The organism is Nocardioides thalensis (genome assembly GCF_013410655.1).
GTDB lineage: Bacteria > Actinomycetota > Actinomycetes > Propionibacteriales > Nocardioidaceae > Nocardioides > Nocardioides thalensis.
The window spans coordinates 1,001,341-1,024,291 of sequence record NZ_JACCFP010000001.1 but is presented as its reverse complement, the minus strand read 5'-3'; the positions used below and the strand labels follow the sequence as shown (position 1 = coordinate 1,024,291).

17 protein-coding genes are annotated in these 22,951 nt (G+C 70.7%); 2 read left to right on the top strand and 15 right to left on the bottom strand.

Annotated features, from left to right (window positions below):
• Positions 1 to 48: 48 nt before the first annotated feature.
• From HNR19_RS05080 to HNR19_RS05050, 7 genes are all read right to left on the bottom strand, one after another.
• Complete coding sequence (locus tag HNR19_RS05080; RefSeq protein ID WP_179666918.1) at positions 49 to 1,080, bottom strand: sortase domain-containing protein; 1,032 nt, start codon at positions 1,078 to 1,080, stop codon at positions 49 to 51.
• Positions 1,077 to 3,698, bottom strand: a complete 2,622-nt coding sequence (locus HNR19_RS05075; RefSeq protein WP_179666917.1) for a hypothetical protein — start codon at positions 3,696 to 3,698, stop codon at positions 1,077 to 1,079. Before HNR19_RS05075 ends, HNR19_RS05080 begins: the two co-directional genes overlap by 4 nt.
• Positions 3,698 to 5,338, bottom strand: a complete 1,641-nt coding sequence (locus tag HNR19_RS05070; RefSeq protein WP_179666916.1) for a substrate-binding domain-containing protein — start codon at positions 5,336 to 5,338, stop codon at positions 3,698 to 3,700. The genes HNR19_RS05075 and HNR19_RS05070 overlap by 1 nt, the downstream gene beginning before the upstream one ends.
• Positions 5,335 to 6,615, bottom strand: a complete 1,281-nt coding sequence (gene pstA, locus HNR19_RS05065; RefSeq protein ID WP_179666915.1) for a phosphate ABC transporter permease PstA — start codon at positions 6,613 to 6,615, stop codon at positions 5,335 to 5,337. Before pstA ends, HNR19_RS05070 begins: the two co-directional genes overlap by 4 nt.
• A complete protein-coding gene (pstC, locus tag HNR19_RS05060; protein ID WP_246303477.1) occupies positions 6,612 to 7,625 on the bottom strand; it encodes a phosphate ABC transporter permease subunit PstC in 1,014 nt (337 codons plus the stop codon). The genes pstA and pstC overlap by 4 nt, the downstream gene beginning before the upstream one ends.
• A gap of 174 nt (positions 7,626 to 7,799) precedes the next feature.
• Positions 7,800 to 8,576 carry an SIP domain-containing protein gene (locus HNR19_RS05055; protein ID WP_179666914.1) on the bottom strand — a complete coding sequence of 259 codons (777 nt, stop codon included), beginning with the start codon at positions 8,574 to 8,576 and terminating at the stop codon, positions 7,800 to 7,802.
• A gap of 14 nt (positions 8,577 to 8,590) precedes the next feature.
• Positions 8,591 to 9,364 (bottom strand): isoprenyl transferase, encoded by a 774-nt coding sequence (locus HNR19_RS05050; protein WP_343047059.1) that lies wholly within the window; start codon positions 9,362 to 9,364, stop codon positions 8,591 to 8,593.
• A gap of 101 nt (positions 9,365 to 9,465) precedes the next feature.
• Here HNR19_RS05050 and HNR19_RS05040 point away from each other — a divergent pair, with 101 nt between their 5' ends.
• Together HNR19_RS05040 and trhA are read left to right on the top strand one after the other, a co-directional pair.
• Positions 9,466 to 10,770 (top strand): AIM24 family protein, encoded by a 1,305-nt coding sequence (locus HNR19_RS05040; protein ID WP_246303476.1) that lies wholly within the window; start codon positions 9,466 to 9,468, stop codon positions 10,768 to 10,770.
• Between the two features lie 14 nt (positions 10,771 to 10,784).
• The gene (gene trhA / locus HNR19_RS05035) at positions 10,785 to 11,525 is read left to right on the top strand and encodes a PAQR family membrane homeostasis protein TrhA (RefSeq protein ID WP_179666912.1); all 741 of its coding nucleotides are present in this window, start codon (positions 10,785 to 10,787) and stop codon (positions 11,523 to 11,525) included.
• A gap of 23 nt (positions 11,526 to 11,548) precedes the next feature.
• Here the strand turns inward: trhA and rlmC are convergent, their stop codons facing one another.
• The 8 genes from rlmC to betA all read right to left on the bottom strand — a co-directional run bounded on the left by rlmC (position 11,549) and on the right by betA (position 22,950).
• Positions 11,549 to 12,718: a 23S rRNA (uracil(747)-C(5))-methyltransferase RlmC gene (gene rlmC, locus HNR19_RS05030; protein WP_343047058.1), complete on the bottom strand. Its 1,170-nt coding sequence runs from the start codon at positions 12,716 to 12,718 to the stop codon at positions 11,549 to 11,551.
• A 24-nt stretch (positions 12,719 to 12,742) separates the two neighbouring features.
• Entirely contained in the window at positions 12,743 to 13,735 is a 993-nt protein-coding gene (locus HNR19_RS05025) for an electron transfer flavoprotein subunit alpha/FixB family protein (RefSeq protein ID WP_179666911.1), read from the bottom strand.
• Positions 13,732 to 14,502: an electron transfer flavoprotein subunit beta/FixA family protein gene (locus HNR19_RS05020; protein ID WP_179666910.1), complete on the bottom strand. Its 771-nt coding sequence runs from the start codon at positions 14,500 to 14,502 to the stop codon at positions 13,732 to 13,734. Before HNR19_RS05020 ends, HNR19_RS05025 begins: the two co-directional genes overlap by 4 nt.
• Entirely contained in the window at positions 14,502 to 17,033 is a 2,532-nt protein-coding gene (locus HNR19_RS05015) for an FAD-dependent oxidoreductase (RefSeq protein ID WP_179666909.1), read from the bottom strand. Before HNR19_RS05015 ends, HNR19_RS05020 begins: the two co-directional genes overlap by 1 nt.
• 148 nt (positions 17,034 to 17,181) lie before the next feature.
• Entirely contained in the window at positions 17,182 to 18,120 is a 939-nt protein-coding gene (locus HNR19_RS05010) for an ABC transporter substrate-binding protein (protein WP_343047057.1), read from the bottom strand.
• Between the two features lie 86 nt (positions 18,121 to 18,206).
• A complete protein-coding gene (locus tag HNR19_RS05005) occupies positions 18,207 to 20,210 on the bottom strand; it encodes an ABC transporter permease (protein WP_179666908.1) in 2,004 nt (667 codons plus the stop codon).
• On the bottom strand, positions 20,207 to 21,241 hold the full coding sequence (locus tag HNR19_RS05000; protein ID WP_179666907.1) for a betaine/proline/choline family ABC transporter ATP-binding protein: 1,035 nt from the start codon (positions 21,239 to 21,241) through the stop codon (positions 20,207 to 20,209). The genes HNR19_RS05005 and HNR19_RS05000 overlap by 4 nt, the downstream gene beginning before the upstream one ends.
• The gene (betA, locus tag HNR19_RS04995) at positions 21,238 to 22,950 is read right to left on the bottom strand and encodes a choline dehydrogenase (protein ID WP_179666906.1); all 1,713 of its coding nucleotides are present in this window, start codon (positions 22,948 to 22,950) and stop codon (positions 21,238 to 21,240) included. Before betA ends, HNR19_RS05000 begins: the two co-directional genes overlap by 4 nt.
• Position 22,951: the final 1 nt, after the last annotated feature.

Genomic DNA, 22,951 nt, shown 5'->3' with positions numbered 1-22,951 from the left:
CTCGGGATTGGTCGTGCGATGTGTTCAGTTGTCGGTTGAGCGGTCGGGTCAGATCAGGTTGGGGAGCAGCCGCATCGCGGTGTCCGTCGTGCCCCAGGCGAGAGCCACCGCCACCGGTGCGGCGACGACCCACACCAGCGCGGCCGACCAGCGCTCGCGCGCGGCGATGATGGCGACGGTCAGCGCCGTCAGGAGGGCGAGGCAGAGGCAGAGCATCGGGAGCGCCGTCGTGCCGCGTGCCAGCGCCTCCTCCGACTCGGGCACCGTCGGCGGCACGCCGCCGGGCGCGCCGAACCCCTCCGTCGCCTCGGCGTCGACGTAGACGGTCTCGCCCGGGGTGAGGGCGGCGAGCCGGCCACCGCCCACGGTGCTCACCAGCGTCAGTCGGGCGACACCGTCACCCCGGGGCGGCGGCAGAGGATCGCCGTCCCGTCGTACGCCGAGCACGTAGAACGTGAGCTCGCCCTGGGCCATCACGACGTCGATCGGGTCGCCGTTGTCGAGCAGCCCGATGTCGGCGAACGGCGCGCCGTACGTCGTGGAGCGGCCGTAGACGAGCGAGGTGCCGACCTGGCCCGGCAGCACCGTGTTGCGCTTGTGACCGGGACCCGCGAAGAGATCTCCGGCCGCGGTGCCCTCGACCACGACCTCCTCGACGTCCAGGGTCGGGAGCCGGAGCAGGGCCACCGGCTCGCCGGCGTCGACGACGGGTCCGACGGGCGCGGTCAGCCCGGCGAGCTGGGTGCGGAACTCGCGGTACAGCAGGTCCTGGTCGCGGGCGTGCGACACGTTGCCGAAGAACAGCAGGTGGACGACCATCCAGCCGCAGACGATCGCCAGGATGGCGCTCGACGTCGAGAGGACCGCTGCGCTCCCCTGCGGCTCCGGGCGCGGCGCCCGCGGCGGCCGCCGGGCCTGCCACGCGACGACCGCGCGACGACGACGTTCGAACCACGAGCCCGCCGCGCGGGCCCAGCCGATCGGCCGGTCGAGCGCGCTGGGTCGCCTGCGCGCGCCGGGTGCGGCCGGCGCGGGCGGGGGCGGCGGTGGGGGCGGCGGTGGGGCGGTGGGTGCGCTCACGGGCGGCCCGACCCGACGAAACGGGAGACGACCGAGCTGGCCGCGGCCAACAGGCCGATGATCATCAGCACGGGCAGCAGGGACCTGCCCATGTTGGAGCTCTCGGCGCTGGTGGGCGTCGTGGGCGCGGCCTCGGCCTGGTCGGGGTTGACGGGGTCGTCCTCGTCCGGTGAGCCGTCGTTCTCCGGGTCCCCGGTCTCCGGGTCCACCGGCGTCGTCGGTGTGTCGTCCTGGTCCGGCGAGCCGTCGTCGGGATCGTCGGGGCCGGCCTGGGCCTCGATCGCGTCGGCCGTCCGCTGCGCCTGGCGCCACAGCTTCGCGGTCACGCCGGTCTTGCGGATCGGCAGGTAGCCGGCGGGCAGGAAGCCGTTGCCGCGGCCGGGGCGCTGGCCCTCGGTCGTCGCGATCCGGATGAAGGAGGCGACGTCGTCGGCCTGCTCCTGCTCGAGGTTCTGCAGGCGCGCGACGGTCGAGACGATCATCGTCCCCGGATAGGCGTTGCCGGCCCGCGCCGCACGCCCCGCGTCGACGACGTACGGGCCGTACTCGTCGCCCTTCTCGCCGACCTGCTGAGCGACGCGGACCGCGGCCGCGAACGACTCCTCCGACGGCTCGACGTACGTGCCGTTCGAGGTCTCCAGCGCCGCCTCGTGCAGGCCGTAGCGCTCGGCGTCGCCCGAGCTCGCCAGCCCGAGCAGGAACCGCGCCCCGAACGACTGCCGGTCGACGCGCCCGATCTTGAACACCGGCGGGCTCTCCGGGTCGACCGAGAGGTCGCGCTCGCACCGGGTCGCGGTGTAGGGCCAGGCGTCGATCAGCGCGTCGGCGATCTTGCGCATCGTGGTGACCGGCGCCGCCAGCAGGTTGAAGTAGACCGCCGGGTTGGCCTTGCGGCACTCCTGCTCCGTCTCGGGGACGTACTCGTCGAGCAGTGGCCACTCGTCGCGCGGCAGCTCGATCCTCTTGTACGCCGGGTTGACCTTCATGCCCCACGGGTCGGGCTTGCCGTTGATGAACGCCATCGCCTCCTTGTCGCTGGCGACGTACGTCGTCAGCTGGCGGATGACGTCGGCGGAGTTGGCCAGCGAGATCAGGTTGGCGCCGGCCTCCTGGGAGATCTGGCTGAGCCCCGGGTTGAGCTTGATGAACTCGGGATCGTTCATGATCGCCAGCGGGTTGTCCCCGATGCCCGGGTGCCCGCGGCCGAGGTCGGAGCCGAGATAGCTCTGCGTGATGAGCTTCGCGATCAGGCGCGGGTTGAGCCGCAGGTCGGTGAACTCCCCCGCGTTGCCGGGCCGGTCGATGACGTAGCCGACGCTGAAGCCGGTGACCGCCGTCGGCGCGTAGCCGACGGGATCGGAGCCGGTGCGCTTGTGCTCGGCCGCGACGAAGGCCGCCGGGCCGCCGCCGGTCTCCATCAGGTTCCAGCCGGTCTGGTCGGGCATCTGGTTGAGCTGGAACTTGAAGCGCTTCTTGTTCAGGCAGTAGGCCGGCGCCCACTGGAGCGCGGCCTGTGCCATCAGCTCGGAGCCGTAGAAGCCGGTCGGCGGGCGCTGGTCGAGCACCTCGCACGCGTCGGGCGGGAGGCCGAAGTCGATCGGGATGCTGAACCGGTTGCGCCAGTTGGACTCGCTCCACCACAGCTCGGGCGACACGGCCTGGTCGACGCCGAGCCCGGCGAAGTTGCTGCTGCCGGGCGGGAACTGCCCGTACTTCCGGCAGCCCTTGTCGACCTCGGTCATCGGATGCTGCGGCTGGGCGCAGCTGATGCCGACGATGGGCACGACGACGATCGAGCAGGCCACCTTGTAGGAGCAGCCGAGCGACTCGTTCTCGACCGCGGAGCGGACCTCGAACTGGACCTCCCCGCGGCCGTTCTCGTCGCTGAACGCCGCCATCTCTGCCGGCGGCATCGCCGAGTCGACGGCAGCCTCGGGCGCGATCTCGTCCGCGTTGCAGAACGGGTAGACGGTGCCGTTGGCGGCTCGGAACGGCGTGATGTGCGTGGCCCAGCCGAGCTCGGGGTGCTCGACGTTGGGGCACTCCTCGCTCGGGAACGGCTCCATCCCGCTGATCAGCTCACGGTCCGCGGGGTCGGCGTAGTGGTCGACGGTCCACGTGGCGTTCGCGCCGGAGGCGATCAGCACCGACCGCTGGGTGACGGCGGAGGTCCAGCAGGTCTCCCGGGACAGGCGCTTCCGCGGCGGCAGCTTCGGGTCGTCGAGACCTCGGCACTGCAGGACGACGACCGGGTACTCCTGGGCGAGACCCTTCGGCCCGTACGGGTCGTTGGACCGCCCGCCGCTCGGCGGCGCACCGGTCCACGAGACCTCCACCCGCTCGCGCCCGCGGAGGTCTGTCAGGCCGTCGGCCGTGACCGTCATGTCGTACGACGACACGGGCTGCTCGACGCCGTGAGCGTCGACGACAACGCGGCCGATCGTCTTGGTAGCGCGGTAGCTGTCCTTGACCGGCGCCGCAGCGGCGAGCACCGCGGCGGACCGGCGCTCGGGCGCGTCGGGTGCCGACACGGCCGACCCGACCGAGACGCCCGGCAGCAGCGTCAGGGCGGCGAGGACGACGAGCGCAAGCCCTCCGGCGAGTCTGCGGGCGCCCATCACCGGCCACCCTGTCCGGGTGCGGCGCCCGACGCCGAGCGGCGGCGCCGTACGAACGAGACGAAGAGACCGGGCACGAGCACCAGCGCCGCGAGCTCGGCGACCGCGAGCCAGCCGAACGTCCGGCTGTCGCCCGGGCGGTCCTCGACGAGCGTGGAGGTGGCGTAGGCGGCCTCGCCGGTGGTGCCCGAGTCGCCAGGGGCGATCGGTTCACCGGTCTCGGGATCGATCTCGGTGCCGCCCGTGCCGTCGTCCGGCCCGGTGCCGCCGTCGTCCGGTCCCGCCGGGCCGGAGCCGTCGGGGTCCTCACCCTCGCCGCCCGGGTCGTTGTTGCCGGTGTCGGTGCCGCACGGGCCCTGGCCGATCTTGTCGCACTCCGGCGGCATCGGCGCCTGCTCGGCGAGCAGGTTGCGGTTCGGGTTCTTGCCGTCGAACGTCGGATTGTTGCAGCTCCGCACGTCGCGGTCGGTGAGGTCGACGCCGTTGTCGGCCTGCTTGAGCTTGGCGACCTGCTGGAACCCGGCCTGCACCAGGTTGAGCGGCAGCGGTGAGTAGCCGTAGGGCCCGGCCGCGGTCTGCCCCGAGCACAGTGAGTAGTAGATGAAGTCGGCCAGCGTCTGCCGCTTCGACGTGGTCATCCGCTGGTCGTCGGCGCCGGTCGGGATGAGCATGTAGGAGTACGACGAGATCGGGTAGGCCCGCGGATCGGGGTGCCGGTAGACGCCGTCGAGGATCTGGGTCAGGTAGTCCTGCGACCCCTTGTTCTGGTTGATCTGCGCCCTGGTGAGCGCGACCGCCGTGTTCCACTGCGTCGGCTCGACGAAGTAACCGGCCTTGTTGAGGACCTTGACCACCGGGTAGTCGGCGTTGACCGGGTAGGCGTACTCGACATAGCCGATGTAGCCGTTGCCAGCCGAGCTCTTGATCGTGTTCATGACCTGGTCCGAGCCCGCCTGCGAGGTCATCCGGGTGCCATCCTTCACCGGGTAGTAGGACGTCAGGCCGGACTGACCGAAGTAAGGCCGCCAGATCGACGGGTACTCCTTGTCCATCCAGGTCGTCAGCTGGGCCGTCGTGCCGGAGCCGTCGGCCCGCACCACCGGCGTGATCGCGAGGTCGGGGAACTCCCGGCCGTTGTTGTCCTCGGTGATCTGCGGGTCGTTCCAGTTGGTGATCTTGTTGGTGAAGATCTTCGCGAGAGTCTCGCCCGAGAGCCTCAGGTTGCGCACCTGCTCGTTGCCGATCTTGAGCTGATAGCTGAACGCGGTGCCACCGGCGACGATCGGCAGGTACGCGAAGTCGCGGCCGTTGGAGGTGTCGGCGTTCCCGTTCTCGTCGACACCTTGGTACGGGATCTCGGAGATGGCGAAGTCCACGCTGTTCTGCGCGAAGTCCTTGCGGCCCTTCGTCGAGCCGCCGCCGGTGTAGACGACCGACATGCCGTTGGCGTCGACGTCGGCGATCCACTTCTGCACGATCAGCTCCGACCATGTGGAGCCCGTGCCCTCGATCGTCGCGTAGGGCACGCGGGCGGCGCCCGGGTCGGCACGGTTGGCGGCGGTGGCGGTGCCGGCGAGACCGGCGATCACGCACAGGCCGGCGAGGAGGACGAACGCCGTACGGCGCGCGCGGGTGTTCATGTGGTGCTCCGGGTCGCTGGAGTCGGGGTGGGCGGGGAGGGTGCGGGGCGGCGCACCTTGCGGGAGAGCGAGGCGGGCAGGCGGCGGATGCCCGCGACGAGCCCGGACACCCGCTGGGTCAGCGGTGGCCGGTTCCGGTTGCTGCGCGGCCGCGCCACGAGGCGCGCGATGACGAAGAGCGCCAGGACGAGGATCATCAGGACCACGGCCGCGCCGAAGGCACGCTGGATCGAGTTGGGTTCACCGCTCCGGACGTTGGTGTAGATGTAGAGCGGCAGCGAGTTCATCGCTCCCTCGGTGGGGTTGGTCACCAGGAACGTCGCGGCCCCTGAGGTGAGCAGCACGGGACTCGTCTCGCCGACGCCCCGCGCGACGCCGAGGATCACGGCGGTCGCGAGGCCCGGTCGGGCCGTGGGGAGCACGACGTGCCAGACGGTCCGCCAGCGGCTGGCGCCGAGCGCCAGGCTCGCCTCCCGGAGCGTGCCCGGAACGACCCGGAGCACCACATCGGCGGCGCGGGCGATGATCGGCAGCATCATCACGCCGATGGCGAGGCCGGCGGCGAAACCGGAGCGCGGGAAGCCGAGGGTCAGGATGACCACCGCGTAGATGAACAGCCCCGCAACGATCGACGGGAGCGCCGTCATGGCCTCGACAACGGTCCGGACGACGCGGGCGAACCGGCCACCCACCTCGGTCATGAAGACCGCCGTCCCGATCCCCAGGGGCAGCGTGATCAGCAGCGCGATGGTGAGCTGGATGGCCGACCCCGTGATCGCGTGGAGCACCCCGCCCTGGGCGAGGGGGGCCTTGGGCTCGACGCCGGCCATGTCATCGGTGAAGAAGTTCAGCTCGGTGAGCGGACGCCACCCGCGCAGGAAGACGAAGACGATCGTGGACACCAGCGCGATGCCCACGACCAGGGCCCCGGTCGTGATGACGGCACCGGCGACCCGGTCCTTCACCTCGACCGCGGTGCCCGTCATCGAGGTGAGCACAGCGGTCATCACGACGCCGGCGACGAAGAAGACCACGAGGAACCACGGCAGGCCGTCGAGCGGGAGGAAGCGCTGCGTGACGAGCCAGGCGATGCCGAGCGCGGAGGCCCAGGCGCCGAGCCGGACGAAGCGCTCGTCGGCGTTCATGCCCCCGAGGGCGGGCCGCGGCACCGGCGGGGGCGCCGCGGCGTTCCGCGCCGGGAGGTACGTCGTCGGCTTGACGGCACGCAGTGTGGTGGCGTGCCCGGCGGTGGTGCGCTCGTCGGCGACGGTGCTCATGCGTCGGCGTCCGCTCCGGAGCGGCTGCGGTTGACCACCACTGCCGCCGCCGTGTTGACCGCGAGGGTCAGCAGGAACAGGACGAACCCGGCCGCGAGCAGCGCCGAGAGCTGGGACGGGCTCGCGTCGCCGAACCGGACGGCGATCAGCGAGCTGACCGAGTTGGTCCCGGTCTCGAGCACGTTCCACTTGATCTCGAAGACCGGGGCGATGATCAGGACGACCGCGATGGTCTCGCCGAGCGCGCGGCCGAGACCGAGCATGGTGCCGCCGATGATGCCGCCGCGGCCGAAGGGCAGCACGACCGAGCGGATCACTCCCCACTTGGTCGCGCCGAGCGCGAGAGCGGCCTCCCGCTCCCCGGGCGGCGTCTGCGAGAAGACCTGGCGCATGACCGCGCACGCCATCGGCATCACCATCATCGCGACCGCGATACCGGCACAGAAGGCGCTGGCGACGTACCGCCCGGCGTCCGGGACGGCCGCGTCCGGATCGGTCCCGCGGACCTCGAAGAACGGCACCCACTCGAACGTGCCCTGCAGCCAGAACGCGAACTCTCCTGCGTGCGGCATGATCAGGAAGAAGCCCCAGAGGCCGTAGACGATCGACGGGATCGCCGCCATCAGGTCGACGAGCGAGACGAGGGCGGCCTTGATCTTCGCCGGGGCGTACTCGCTGATGTAGAGCGCTGTGAGCACGGCCAGGGGGAACGCGATGGACATCGCGACCAGCGCGATGGAGACGGTGCCGACGAGGACGCCGCCGATGCCGAGGAGGTTCTCCTCGGGCTTCCACTCCGCCCGGTAGAGGAACCCGAGCCCGTAGTTCTTGAGGGTCGGGACCGCCTGCCACGCGAGGAAGATGCCGACGCCGCCGGTGATGACGAGCACCGATGCCCCGATCGCCCGGGAGACGTGCACGAACACCGCGTCCGCGCCGGTCGCGCGACGGGAGATCCGTCGCGGAGCGACCTCGGGCGCGCCGGGATCGACGACGGGCAGAGTGGTCAACGCTAGCTTCCTCAAACGTTGCCGCCCGAGCGCGGCGAGACAGCCGACCGGGCGGATGCCCGGTCGTCAGGAACTATCAGCGTCGTGGCCTACCGACCGGGGTGTCCTCGGTGAACGCGGCCGGAACGTCGGGCGTGCAGATCCCGCGGGAAGGACTAGACCAGGTCCGGCGGGTCAGCCGGCCTCGGCCGCGGCCAGGGCCGCCTTCCACTCGCGGAACTCCTCCTCGGTGCGGCCGTCGCGCCAGTAGCCGGAGATGGAGACGTCGTCGCGTGGCACCGCGCGCTCGGTGAGCAGGTAGGGCCGGACCTCGTGCATGATGACCTGCGCCTCACCGTGGACGAACGCGTGCACCCGGCCCTCGCGCCACGGCAGCGCGCGTACGGCGTCCGCGAGCCCCCGCCGCCCGGCGGAGGACCCGTTGCTGGTGCCGCTGTGGTGGATCCAGGTGACCTCGACGCCCGCGGGCGCCGGCAGCGGCTGCTCGTGGGCGGGGGTGTCGACCTCGAGGACGGCGTACCCGACCGCGTCGGCGGGGAGCGCGGCGAGCGACTGCCGGATCGCCGGCAGCGCGGCCTCGTCGCCGGCGAACAGGTGCCAGTCGGCCGTCGGGTCGGGCGCGTAGGCGCCGCCCGGGCCGCGGACGTGGATCGTGTCGCCGGGCTGGGCAGTCGACGCCCACGGGCCGGCGATGCCGGAGGTGCCGTGGACGACGAAGTCGATCTTCATGGTCCCGGCGGCGACGTCGGGGTCGACCGCGGTATAGGTGCGCAGCGTGGGTCGGCCGCCGCGCTCGAGCTCGGCGACGTCGCCGAAGACGAGCTTCACGTAGCGGTCGGTGAAGGTGCTGTCCGCGAACTTGGCGAGGTCGCCCTCGAAGTGGAGCCGCACCATCCCGGGGCTGAGCCGCTCGGAGCGGGTGACGGTCAGGAGGGTGATCGGCTTGCTCACGAAGGGCAGCCTAACTACGACCCGAAGCGCCTCTCCCTGTGGGCGTAGGCGCGAATGGCGCGCAGGAAGTCGACCCGGCGGAAGTCGGGCCAGTAGGCGTCGCAGAAGTAGAACTCCGACTTCGCGCTCTGCCAGAGGAGGAAGCCGCCGAGGCGCTGCTCCCCCGACGTTCGGATCACCAGGTCGGGGTCGGGCTGGCCCTTGGTGTAGAGGTGGTCGGCGATGTGCTCGACGTCGATGATCTGCGCGAGCTCCTCGAGCGAGGTGCCCCGGCTGGCGTGCTCGTTGAGCAGGGAGCGCACGGCGTCGGCGATCTCGCGGCGGCCGCCGTAGCCGACGGCGACGTTGACGAGCATCCCCTCGACCTCGGCGGTGCGCTCGGCGGCGCTCTTGAGCCGCTCGGCGGTCGAGGCGGGCAGCAGGTCGAGCGCCCCCACCGGGTTGAGCCGCCAGCGACCGGTGTCGGCGAGCGAGTCGACGGCGTCGCCGATGATCTCGAGCAGCGGCTCGAGCTCCCGCGCGGGCCGGTTGAGGTTGTCGGTCGACAGCAGCCAGAGGGTGACGACCTCGATGCCGATCTCGTCGCACCACGTCAGCAGCGGCTCGATGTTGGCGGCACCCGCGCGGTGGCCGTGGGCGGTGTCGCGCCCGACCGCCTTCGCCCAACGGCGGTTGCCGTCGAGCATCACCCCGACGTGCTTGGGCAGGTTGCCGGGCATCCGGCGGAGCATCCGGGCCTCGTAGGCGGGGTAGAGCACCCGTCGTACGCCTTGCTTCCAGTCCGCCACGTCCACGATCGTAACCACCCTTCCCCCCGGTTGGTTGGTGCTGCGACGATGGGGCCCCGACGCCGCGTCGTGAGCAAACGTCCAGAGGAAGAGGTACGACGATGACCGCCGCTGCATGGCACCCGGACCCCACCGGTCAGCACGAGCTCCGCTACTGGGACGGGTCCCAGTGGACCGAGCACGTCTCCGACGGCGGCGTCGTCTCCACCGCTCCCCTGCAGCCGCCGGCGCAGCCTGAGAGCCAGCACGACGCCTCGGCCGGCAGCGGCGAGGCCTCGCCCTTCTCCGAGGACAGCTCCGACGCGACGATGCGCGCCGGCGGCGACCCGCTGACCGACCCGTACTCGGAGAGCTCGTCCGCCGACGAGTCGGCTCCCTCGGTGTTCGACGCGCCCGCCGACGAGACGCCCGCGGACGAGCAGCCGGCCGACGACCCGTTCGCCGCGACCCGCGTCGTGCCGCAGCAGCAGGTGGAGGAGCAGGCCGCGGAGGAGCAGGCCGCAGAGGAGCAGGCCGCGGAGGAGCCCGCCGCGCAGGCCCCGTCGTACGAGTCCAGCGCCCCGACCTACGAGGCCGGCCCGTCCTCCTACGAGGCGACCCCGCCCGCGTTCGGCGGCGCGCCGCCGGCGTACACGCCCGAGCAGCAGCCGCTCCCCGCCCACGACCCCTACGCCCAGCAGCCGCCGATGGGGCAGCCCCACGTCGGCGGCCCGTCGGCGTACGGCGACGCGTTCGGCGGCATCACCGGCGACCTGATCGACGGCCGCTACAGCGAGGTCGGCGACACCCCCGGCCCGTCGCTCCAGAACAGCAAGATGCTCAAGGTGCGGATCAACGAGCCGTTCATGGCGCGGCAGGGCTCGATGGTCGCCTACCAGGGCAACGTCAACTTCGCCTACCAGGGCGGCGGCGCCGCGAAGTTCCTCAAGAAGGCCGTCACCGGCGAGGGCCTCTCGCTGATGCGCGTCGAGGGCCAGGGCGACGTCTTCCTCGCCGACATCGCGGCCAACGTGCACATCCTGCACCTCAACAACAGCGGCCTGTCGGTCAACGGCAAGAACATCCTCGCGTTCTCCGCCAACCTCCAGTGGAACATCGAGCGGGTCAAGGGCGGCAGCATCGCCGCGGGCGGGCTGTTCAACACCACGCTGCGCGGCACCGGCTGGGTCGCCATCACCACCGACGGCGACCCGGTGGTCCTCAACGCACAGGAGGCGCCGACCTTCGCCGACGCCAACGCGCTCGTCGCCTGGTCCGTCCAGCTGCAGACCGGCATCAAGTCGTCGTTCACCGCCGGCGCGCTGATCGGACGTGGCTCGGGCGAAGCCTTCCAGGTCACGTTCAACGGTCCCGGCTTCGTGATCGTCCAGCCGTCCGAGGGCGTGCCGCCCGTCCCGACCGCCTGAGGTACCGCCTGACGATGAACCAGTCGCTCAAGCACGGCACCGAGGCCGTGCGCTCGGGGTTCGACGCCATCGGCGACCAGATCAGCGACAAGCTGGCGGAGGTCAAGCCCAAGCTGCGTGGCTGGCTGCACCTCGTCAGCACGCCGCTGATCCTGGCCGCCGGCATCGTCCTGATCGTGCTGTCGCCGACGGCGACGACGCGCATCGGGTCGGCGCTGTACGTCGGGAGCGCGCTGCTGCTGTTCGGGACCTCCGCGGTCTACCACCGCGGCACCTGGTCACCGAAGGTGTGGCTGATCCTCAACCGGTGGGATCACTCGAACATCTTCCTGCTGATCGCCGGGTCCTACACACCGTTCGCGTTGATCCTGCTCGACGGCACGTCCCAGGTCGTGCTGCTGGCGACGGTGTGGACCGGAGCGCTGCTCGGGATCTTCATGAAGCTCTTCTGGCGCTCTGCACCCCGCTGGCTCTCCGCGCCGATCTACATCGCGCTCGGCTGGGCCGCGGTGTTCTTCATCCCGGCGTTCTTCGACGGCGCGGTGGCCCTCGGGGTCGGCATCGGCGTCGCCACGTTCGTGATGATCGTGGTCGGCGGGGCCCTCTACACGTTCGGCGGCCTCGTCTACGGCCTCCAGTGGCCCGACCCGTCGCCGCGGTGGTTCGGGTTCCACGAGGTGTTCCACACGTTCACGATCTTCGCGTTCGTGGCGCACTACGTCGGCGTCTCGCTGGCGACGTACTCGCTGCGGTAGGCAGTCGTAGGAGTCAGAGTGGTCTATAGGTCACTCTGAGTCCTACGACTCAGCAGCATCAGCGTCTCCGTGTGCGCCGTCTGCGGGAACATGTCGAACACCTGCCCCCGCGCCGGCGCGTAGGACCGCATCACCGCGAGGTCGCGCGCGAGCGTGTCGGGGTTGCAGCTGGAGTAGAGCACGTGCGGCACGCCGGAGTCCTCGAGCCAGCCAGCAAGCTGAGCACCGAGGCCGCGCCGCGGCGGGTTCACGATCACCAGCTCAGGCCGCGCCTCGGCCGCTGAGGAGAGGGCGTACACCGTCGCGTCGCCTGCCTCGAACCGCAGGTCCTGCGCGGACAGTCCCGCATCGTCGCACCCACGCTCTGCCGAGGCGATCGCCTCCGCGCTGAGCTCGACGCCGGTCACCGTCCGCCCCGGCCGGGCGACGTGCAGCGCGAACCCGCCGACGCCGCAATAGAGGTCCCACGCCGTTGCCGGAGCGATCTCGTCCACCCACGCCCGCGCCTGCCGGTAGAGAGCGGCCGCGATCGCGGTGTTGGTCTGGAAGAAGCTGCGGGGGCCCAGGTGCAGCGTGACGTCGTTGACCTCGATCGGGAGCGTCGCCTGCTCGGTCAGCACGATCTCGCGCTCGCCCTCGATGACCGCCTTGTGCTCGGGCTGCACGTTGATCGTGACGACCCGCAAGCCGGGCAACGCCGACAGCAGGGACGGCAGGTGCTTGCGGATGCGCGCCTCGGCCTCCCGCGACCGCAGCACCCACCGCACCATCAGCGCGCCCGCCGGCGACTCCGTGACCAGCACGTGTTTGAGCTCGCCCGCTCGCGCGGCCACGTCGTACGGCGCGAGCGCGGCCCGCGTCACGAACGCAGCCAGCTCGGGGAGCGCGGCTACGATCCCGGGCGTGTGCAGCGCGCAGTCGCGCAGGTCCACTCCCCCGCCGGCGGCGTCGAGGATCCCGAGCGTCGGCCGGTCCACGGTCCCGGCCACGACCATCTTCGCCTTGGTGCGGAAGCCCTCGGGCGCGCTGGCGACGGCAGGCAGCCATTCCGGCTCGGGCCGGCCGTCGAGGACGGCGGTCACCGCGTCACGGGTGACCCGGCCCTTGCGCGCGAGCTGGTCGGCGTACGGCGTCTCGATCCACGCGCACGACCGGCACTCGCCGGAGGTGAAGTGGTGGCAGTCGAGCAGCACCGACGAATCGTAGACGCGGGGAGGTCAGCCGGCCGAACGCCGGCGGCGTATCTCCTCGTTGATGGCCGGCACGACCTCGTGCAGGTCGCCGATGACGGCGTAGTGGGCCTTCGTCACCATCGGGGCCTCGGCGTCGGTGTTGACCGCGAGGATCGTCTTCGCCGTCGCACAGCCGGCCCAGTGCTGGATGGCGCCGGAGATCCCGCACGCGACGTAGAGGTCAGGTGAGATCCGGCTCCCCGTCTGGCCGACCTGCTCGTGGTGCGGCCGCCAGCCCAGGCTGGTGACCACGCGCGAGACCCCGAGCGAGGCGTCGAGCAGCTCGGTCAGCTCGAGCAGGTCGCCGAACCCGTCGGCGCTGCCCGCGCCGCGACCGGCGCCGACGACCACCCGGGCGGACTTCAGGCCGCCGGACAGATCGGGCGGTGGCGGCTCCGAGGAGACCACCCGCGCGACGAGGTCGGCCGCGCCGACCTCGGGGCTCGAGGCCACCAGGTTGCCGGCGGCCGGCGTCTCGGCGGGCAGGGCCTCCACCGCGTGGCCGGCGACCGTGAAGACCGCCGGACGCTCGTCGAGCACCATCTCCTCCAGCGCCGATCCCCCGACGACCTGGCGGGTGACCGTGAACGGCGCGAGGCCCTCGAACGCGACCACGTTGGCCGCCATCGCGACGCCGGTCCGCGCCGCGACGTGGGCGAGCACCTCCATCCCGCGCGGCGTGCCGGCGGCGCTCACGACGACGGCTCCGGTCGCCTGACGCACGCCCTGCACGGCCGCCGCCCAGGCCGCGCCGCCGTACGACGCGAACGCCTCGCCGGTCGCGTGGTGCACGTCGCGGACGCCGTACGACGCCAGCTGGCTCGCGAGCTGCTCCGGCGAGCAGGCGAGCTCGCCGATCGCGACCGCGTCGATCGGCACGCCACCGCCCTCGGCCGACAGCCTGCGCAGGAACGTGATGGTCTCGCAGGAGACCTCGACCGCGCCGTTGGCGTCGGTCTCGACCAGGACCAGGATCATCGGAGGACCCCCAGCTTCTCGAAGAGGTCGACGACAGCCGGGGCAGCGTCCGCGCCCTTGCCGAGGACCTGCACGTCGCTGGGCTGGGGCGGCGGCAGGAGCAGCCGCTTCCGCTTTGAGCCGCGAGGCTCCGCGGCAGGCGTGCGCTGCTCGATCTCGACCTTCTTGGCCTTCATCCGGCCGGGAACCGTCGGATAGCGCGGCTCGACGCCGCCCTCGAGGACCGTCACCACGGCGGGCAGCGACACCCGGTAGGTCTCGCGCCCGTCGGGGCTCTTGACCCGGGCGACCACCGCGTCGTCCTCGACTTCGACGAGCGCCGCCCCGTTGACCACCGGCCGGCCCAGCTCGTAGGCCAGCCGGATGCCGACCTGGAAGTCGCCGCTGTCGGCGGCGTCGTTGCCGAGCAGGACCAGGTCGTGCGGGCGGCCCTCCGCCTCGTGCGCGCGGACCACGGCCGCAAGCTCACGCGCCACATCGGCGGGCCCGAACGCCGCCGGGTCGGCCTCGACGTGGGTCGCCGCCGTGCAGCCCACCGCGAGCGCGGCGCGCAGCTGCTCGACCGCCTCGGGCTCGCCGAGCGTCGCCACGGTGGCCGTGCCGCCAGTCGCCGAGGCGATCTGCACCGCCAGCTCGACCGCGCACTCCTCGTGGTTGCTCATCGTGTAGCCGGCGAACCGCCCGTCGACGGACTGGCCGTCGTCGGTGAGCACGACCTCGCCGGAGGAGTCGACGACCCGCTTCACGCAGACGAGTACGTCGACCATCAGCGGATCCGCTCGTTGGCGGGGTCGAGCAGCGGGGTGGCGTCGACCGAGCGGACCGTGACCGGGTAGAGCTCCTCCATGTAGGACACCGCGAGCTCGGTGCCGATGACGGCCTGCTCCGGCGGCAGGTAGGCCATCAGCACGTGCTTGCCGAGCGACGGGGCGGAGCCGGCGGTCGTGACGTAGGGGTGGTGGCCGTGGCCGTCGGTGAGCGTGCCGCCGCCGCGCGTCAGGATCGGCTCGCCGCCGAGCATGTAGCGCTTCTCCCCCGACGCCGACGTGTGGTCCTCGACGGTCAGGGTGCACAGCACGGTCTTCGGCGCCTCCTCCCGCTGCCGGAGGTAGGCCTCCTTGCCGACGAAGTCGGCCGCCTTGACCTTCGGCCGCTGCATGCCGGCCTCGACGATCGAGCGCTCGGCGTCGAGCTCGAAGCCGTAGGCGCGGTAGCCCTTCTCGATACGGCCGGTGGTGCCGTAGACGCCGATGCCGACGGGACGGGCCCCGTGCGCGGCGCCGGCGTCGAGCAGGGTGTCCCACAGCTCCGCGGCGTCGTCCATGGCGACGTAGAGCTCCCAGCCGAGCTCGCCGACGTAGGAGATGCGGGACGCCAGCACGGTCACGCCGCCGACCTGGATCTCGCGGCAGGTGAGGAACCCGAAGCCCTCGTCGGAGACGTCGTCGGACGTGAGCGAGGCGAGGATGTCGCGTGCGCGCGGTCCCCAGAGACCGATCGTCGAGACGGCGTCGGTGACGTCGGTCAGCGTCGTGGTGCCGTCGTTGACGAGCGCCAGCTGGTCGGCGAACGTCTTCCGGTCCACCGGGCCGTGCGCACCACCGGTGACCACCCGGAAGTGGTCCTCGTCCAGCCGCATCACGGTCAGGTCGGAGAGGAAGCCGCCGGCCGCGTTGAGCACCGGCGTGTAGACGACCTTCCCGACCGCGACGTTGCACTGCGCGACGCACGTGCGCTGCACGGCGTCGAGGGCCGCCGGCCCGACGATGTCGATGACCTGGAACGCCGACAGGTCGATGACACCTGCCGCCTCGCGCATCCGCAGGTGCTCGGCGTTGATGATCGGGCTCCACCAGCGGGCGTCCCACTCGTGCGTGCGCGGCATGACCGCGTCGCCGTACACGTCGAGCAGGTCGGCGTTCGACTCGTACCAGTGCGGCCGCTCCCAGCCTGCGGTCTCGAAGAAGAACGCGCCGAGCTTCTTCTGCGACTCGTGCATGGGCGAGAGCCGCTGGTCACGGTCGGACTCGTACTGCTCGGCCGGGTGCACGATGCCGTAGGTCTTGATGAACGACTCGGTTGTACGGCGCCGCGTGTGCTCGCGCCGCTTCTGATGGTCGTGGAACCGGGCGATGTCGCTGTGGCTGAGGTCGATCTCGGAGTAGCCGTGGGTCATCCACTCCGCGACCGCCCGGCCGACGCCCGGGCCCTCCTTGATCCAGACCGCCGAGGCCGTCCAGAGGCCCTTCACGTCGCTCTCCCCCAGGATCGGCGCACCGTCGCAGGTGAGCGAGAGCAGGCCGTTGATCGCGTAGCGCATCTCGGCGCCCTCGGCCCCGAGCAGCTCGGGCATCAGCTCGTAGGCCTGCTCGAGCTGCGGGTCGAAGTCGTCGGACGTGAACGGCATCTCGGTCGGCGACAGCTTGGCCTGCTCGAGCGAGGGGATGTCCTCGGGCTCGTGCAGGATCGCGCGGTGCGCGTAGGAGCCGACCTCCATGTCGGCGCCGTGCTGGCGCTCGTAGCAGAACGTGTCCATGTCGCGCACGATCGGGAACGAGATCTCGCCCTCGCGCTCGGTCAGCTGCGGGCACGGGCCGACGCTGATCATCTGGTGCACGGCGGGTGTCAGCGGGATGCTGATGCCGGCCATGTCGCCCAGCTTGGGGCTCCACACGCCGGTCGCGATCACGACGTGCTCGGCCTCGATGTCGCCCGCGTCGGTGCGCACGCGGGTGATCCGCCGGCGACCGTCGGCGCCCTCCTCGGTGTCCATGCCCAGCACCTCGACGTTGGGTACGACGGTCAACGCACCCGCGTCGACCGCGCCCTCGCGCATGATCGTGCCCGCGCGCAGCGAGTCGACCACGCCGACGCTCGGGGTCCAGAAGGCACCGATGAACTGGTCGGTCTCGATGAAGGGCACCTTCTCCTTCACGAACTCCGGCGAGACCAGCTCGGCCTCGATCCCCCAGGCCTTGGCGCTCGACATGCGCCTTCGCAGCTCCTCCATCCGCGCTGGCGTGCGCGCGAGCTCGAAGCCGCCGGACTCCGTGAAGACGCCGAGCTCCTTGTACTGCCGCATTGAGTCGAGCGTCAGGTCCGTGATCTCCCGGGAGTGGTCGACCGGGAAGATGAAGTTCGACGCGTGACCGGTCGAGCCGCCCGGGTTCGGGAGCGGCCCCTGGTCGATCTGCACCATGTCGCGCCACCCGAGGCGCGCCAGGTGGTGCACGAGGCTGTTGCCGACGATGCCGGCTCCGATGACGACGACGCGGGCCGAGCTGGGGACGGTGGCCATGGGCGGACTTCTTCCTGTCACGGTGTTGCGTTATATGCAACGGAGTGCGTTATGCGAGACAACTCTAGAATCACCCGCGCCCGGCCGGGAGTCAATGCCCCGACCGGGCGCGAATGAGAATTCCGGGGACGAGCCGGAGGGCGTCAGGTCACTGCGGCAGCCAGGCGTCGACGACGTCCTGGTTGTCCTCCACCCACTGCGCGGCGGCGTCCTCGGGCGACATGCCGTCCTCCGAGATGTACTTCGCGACGGTGTTCTGGTCGTCGTTGGTCCACTCGAAGTTCTGGACCAGCTCGACGCCGGGACCGCCCTCCTCGACCCACGAGGTCGAGCCGATCTTCTTCAGCACGGTCTCGGGGTAGTCGCAGTCGACCTCGGCCGGGTCGTCCTGGCAGCCCTCCTCGTACGGCGGCAGCGCGACCCGCTCGAGCGGGATCTCGGCGAACAGCCATTGCGGCTCGTAGAAGTAGCCGATCAGGAACTCCTTGTTCTCCTCGGCCTGCTGGAAGGCGGTGATGCTCGCCGCCTCGCTGCCGGAGAAGACCACCTCGAAGTCGAGGCCGAGGTTGCTGATGATCGCCTCGTCGAACTGCACGTACGACGGGTCCGCGCCGAGGAACTGGCCCTTGTCACCGGTCTCGGAGGTGGCGAACTCCTCGGCGAAGTCGTTGAGGTTCTTGTAGTCAAGGACCTCCGGGTGCTCCTCGGCCAGCCACGGCGGGACGAACCAGCCGATGATGCCCACGTTGCCCTGCGGGCCGAGGTCCATCGCGCTGCCGTCGCCCTGCTCGGCGAAGAACTTCTTCTCCAGGTCCGGGTGGCCCCAGTCCTCGATGATCACGTCGACCTCGCCGGTGCCGAAGCCCTGCCAGGCGACGTCCTCCTTGATGTCCTTGTAGTTGACCTTGCAGCCGAGCTGCTCCTCGGCGACGTGGCCGACGACGTAGGCGCTCGCCTCGTAGCCCACCCACGGGTTCACGGCCATGTTGATCTCGCCGCAGTCGCCGAGCTCCGCGGCCTGCGACTCGTTGGCCTCGGTCTCGTCGTCGATCGAGCTCTCGCCGCAGGCGGTGAGCACGAGCGCCACGCACGCCGCAACCGAGGTGAGGCCTGCTGCCCTTCTTGTGTGTCGCACTGTGATTCTCCTTGGTTGTTGGTGTTGCGCGTGCACTGCTACCGAGACGTCTTGTCTGCCGCCCCCCGTGCGATCCGGTCGACCATGATCCCGAGCAGCACGATGCTGATGCCGGCTGCGGCGCCGAAGCCCCACTCCTCCGAGCGGGCGAACCCGAGCACCACGTCGTAGCCCAGCCCGCCCGCGCCGACCAGGCCGCCGATGACCGCCATCGCCAGCACGTAGAGCAGACCCTGGTTGGCCGCCAGCACCAGGTGGCCGCGCGCCATCGGCAGCTGGACCTTGGTGATCTCCTGCCAGGTCGTGGAGCCCGTCGAGCGGGTCGCTTCGAGCGTCGAGGCGGAGACACCCTTCACCCCGTCGGCCACGAGCTTGATCGCGACGGGTGCCGCATAGACGACGCCAGCGACGATCGCACTGAACCGGGTCGTGCCGAAGAGCGCCAGCACCGGGATCATGTAGACGAACGGCGGGATGGTCTGGCCGGTGTCGAGGAGCGGCCGCAGCACGAGGTCCATCTTCGGACTGCGGGCCATCCACACACCGAAGACGAGGGCGAGCACCATGACCAGGACGGTGCCGACCAGCGTCATGTTGAGGGTGATCATCGCGTCGTTCCACAGCCCGAAGTAGAGAAGCCCGGCGACGCACACCACGGTCGGGAGCAACGCGCGGAGGCCGCCGAGCACGAAGGCCAGGCCGAGAAGCGCCGCCGCGACCAGCCACCAGGGCGACTCGGCGAGGAGCGACTCCAGCGGGTTGAGAAGGACGGCGCTGATCAGGTCCTTGAAGCCCTGGGTGACGTCGCGGAACACGTCGGTGAACCAGTCGAAGAAGTCGTTGACGAGATCTGCGAGGCGCGTCCGCCAGCCGGTCTCCTCGAACTCAGCCGCCCACGGGTATTGGCGCGACAGATAGAGGCAGACGATGACCGGCACCGCGGCCACGGCCAGGACGATCCGCCGACGCCTCAGGTCGACGCCGCCGCGGGCAGCACGTTCGCTGTACTCACTGGCCGCTGTCGTTGTGCGGTCGAGCATGATGGCGATCACCACGATCAGCGCACCGGGCACGAAGCCACCGCCGGTGTCGACGGTCTTCAGGCTGTCGAGCACGTCCTGCCCGGCTCCCGGACCATCGATGAACGCCGCGATGGTCGCCATCGACAACGCGGCCAGGATCGTCTGGTTGAGCCCGACCACGATCGTCCGGCGCGCCATCGGCAGCTGCACCTTGGTCAGTCGCTGCCAGCGGGTCTGCCCCGCCGAGTCGGTGGCCTCGATCGTCGTCTCTGAGACGGTGCGGATCCCGTGGCCCGCGACCCTGATGATCGGCGGTAGCGCGTAGAGCAGGGTGCAGACCACTGCGCCCGACGCGCCGATGCCGAAGAACAGCGCCACCGGGGCCAGGTAGACGAAGGTCGGCATCGTCTGGAAGATGTCGAGCGCTGTCGTCATCACCGAGTGGACCACCCGGTTGCCGGTGCCGAGGAGGACCGCGAGCGGCAGACCGATCAGCACCGACACGCCGACGGCGACGAAGGTCACGATCAAGAGGTCGATCGCACCTGACCAGTAGTCGAAGACGCCGAAGGACAGGAACGACAGGGCGACGAGGATGGCGATCCGCCAACCCGCGATGGCAAGCCCGATCCACGTCGCGACCGCGGTGACGCCCAACCACCCGACCTCGGGCACCGGCCGCGGGAAGTTCTCGACGGAGATCATCCGTTGCAGCCAGTCGACGAACGAGTTGAACCAGCCGCCGATCTCGTAGGTGAGCTGGATGATCGGGTTGCTGTCGCGGCTCGCGAGCACGTCGTCACGGAATCCCGCGAGCGCGTCGTGGACAGAGGTGCGCTCGCGACCAGCCAGCTCGAGCGTGTCGTTGCCCTTGGTGACCGCCCAGATGACGATCCAGAGCCCGATGATGCCGAGCGCCCACAGCCAGCGCGAGGACAGCAGCGGCGGTCGCGGCTTCTCGACCGGCGGCCGTTCCTCCGGCTCTGCGGCGTCAGGCCGCTCAGGCGCCAGGGTGCTCATGCGTGCGCCTCTTCCTCCGCGACGACGACCCGCAGGATCGCGTCGTCGTCGACGATGCCGATGACCCGCTCGTCACCGTCGACGACGCGGACCGGGTGGTCGGAGGCGAGGGCGGCCTGCGCCGCCTGGCGCACGATCGTGTCCGAGCCCATGACGGGTCCGTCCATCGAGTCGCCGGGCTTCGGGTCGCGCATCACCCACTTCAGGGTGAGGACGTGCGAGCGCGGCACCTCGGAGACGAAGTCGCGCACGTAGTCGTCGGCCGGAGCGCCGACGACCTCGTCCGGTGCGCCGATCTGCACGATCTCGCCGTCGCGCATGATCAGGATCCGGTCACCGAGCTTGAGCGCCTCCTGCAGGTCGTGGGTGATGAAGACCATCGTCTTGCCGAGCTCGCGGTGCAGCCGGATGACCTCGTTCTGCATGTCGCGCCGGATCAGCGGGTCGAGGGCCGAGAACGGCTCGTCGAACAGCAGGATGCTCGGGTCGTTGGCGAGGGCGCGTGCGAGCCCCACCCGCTGCTGCATGCCCCCGGAGAGCTGGTCGGGATAGGACTTCTCGAAGCCGTCGAGGCCGACGAGCGACACGACCTCCGCGGCCTTGGCTCGGCGCTCCTTCTTGCCGATCCCGCGGACCTCCAGGCCGTAGGCGACGTTGTCGATCACCTGTCGGTGCGGGAGCAGCCCGAAGTGCTGGAACACCATGGAGACCTTGCTGCGGCGCAGCTCGCGCAGCTCCGCCTCCGAGGCCGACGTGACGTCGGTGCCGTCGATGTTGACCTTGCCCGCGGTCGGCTCGATCAGCCGGGTCAGGCAGCGGACGAGCGTCGACTTGCCCGAGCCGGAGAGGCCCATGACCACGAACACCTCGCCGGGCGCCACGTCGAAGGACACGTCCTTGACGCCGGCGACGCAGCCGGTCTTCGCCTTGAGCTCGGCGCGCGGGAGGTCCGCGTCCGGCGTACCGATGATCTTGTCCGCTCGCGGCCCGAAGATCTTCCAGAGACCGTCGACTGACAGGGCTGCCGTCATGGCGCCTTCCCTTCGTCTGGGCTGGTGCCGTTGCGCGGGTCACCCGGCGGGTACAACGGCATGCCGTCCCGATAGCGGTAGTAAGGCACGTCCGCGGGCGGAAGCGGCGTATTTCCGGCGATCAGGTCGGCGGCCTTCTCGGCCACCATCATCACCGGCGCGTAGATGTTGCCGTTCGTGACGAACGGGAAGACCGAGGCGTCGACCACCCGCAGCCCCTCGGTGCCGTGCACCTTCATCGTGGCCGGGTCGACCACCGACATCTCGTCGACGCCCATCTTCGCGGTGCACGAGGGGTGCAGCGCGGTCTCGGCGTCCTTGCGCACCCACTCCAGGATCTCCTCGTCAGTCTCGACCGACGGGCCGGGCGAGATCTCGCCGTCGTTGTACGGCGCGAAGGCGGGCTGGTTGAGGATGTCGCGCGCCACCCGGATGGCCTCGACCCACTCCTTGCGGTCGGTGGGCGTGGACAGGTAGTTGAACCGGATCGACGGGTGCTGCCGCGGGTCGCGGGACTTGATCCGCACCCAGCCGCGGGTGTCGGCGTACATGGGCCCGATGTGCACCTGGTAGCCGTGACCCTCGACGGGCGAGGTGCCGTCGTACCTGATCGCGATCGGCAGGAAGTGGAACATCAGGTTGGGGTAGTCGACGTCGTCGTTGCTGCGCGCGAACCCGCCGCCCTCGAAGTGGTTGGTGGCGCCGAGCCCCTTGCGCTGGAAGAGCCACTGGTAGGCGATCTTCGGACGCTGGTGCCAGGCCAGGCCGGGCGCGATCGAGACCGGCTGCTTCGACGCGTACTGGATGTAGACCTCGAGGTGGTCCTGGAGGTTCTCCCCCACGCCGGGCAGGTGGTGGACGACGGGGACCCCGTGCTTCTTGAGCAGCGCCTCGTCGCCGACACCGGAGAGCTGGAGCAGCTGTGGGGTGTTGATCGCGCCACCGCAGAGGATCACCTCGCCGGCGTCGACGCTGTGCCGGCGACGGGCGCGCTCGTAGTCGACCCCGACGGCGCGCTTTCCCTCGAACCGCACCTTGGTCACCAGCGTGAGCGTCCGGACCGTGAGGTTCTTCCGGTGTCGGACCGGGTGCAGGTAGGCGCGCGCGGCGGAGTAGCGGCGCCCGCGGTAGACGTTGCGGTCGAACTTGGCGAACCCCTCCTGCCGGTAGCCGTTGACGTCGTCGGTGAGGTGGTAGCCGGCCTCGACCGTCGCCTTGAAGAACGCGTCGAACAGCGGGTTGGTCGCCGGGCCGCGCTCGAGCTTGAGCGGGCCGTCTCCCCCGCGCCACTCGTCGGCGCCGGCGAGGCAGCTCTCCATCTTCTTGAAGTAGGGCAGGCAGTGGAGGTAGTCCCACTCCTTCATCCCCGGCTCGGCGCCCCAGCGCTCGTAGTCGAGCGGGTTGCCGCGCTGGAAGATCATGCCGTTGATGCTGCTGGAGCCGCCGAGGACCTTGCCGCGGGCATGGAACACGCGGCGGCCGCCGAGGTCGGGCTCCGGGTCCGACTCGTACTTCCAGTCGTAGAACCGGCTGCCGATCGGGAACGGGAGCGCCGCGGGCATGTGGATGAACGGGTCGATCCGGTAGTCCGACCGTCCCGCCTCCAGCACCAGGACGGACGTGCCCGGGTCTGCCGAGAGGCGGTTGGCCAGGGCGCACCCCGCGGATCCCCCGCCCACGATGACGTAGTCGTACCGTTCCGCACCCATT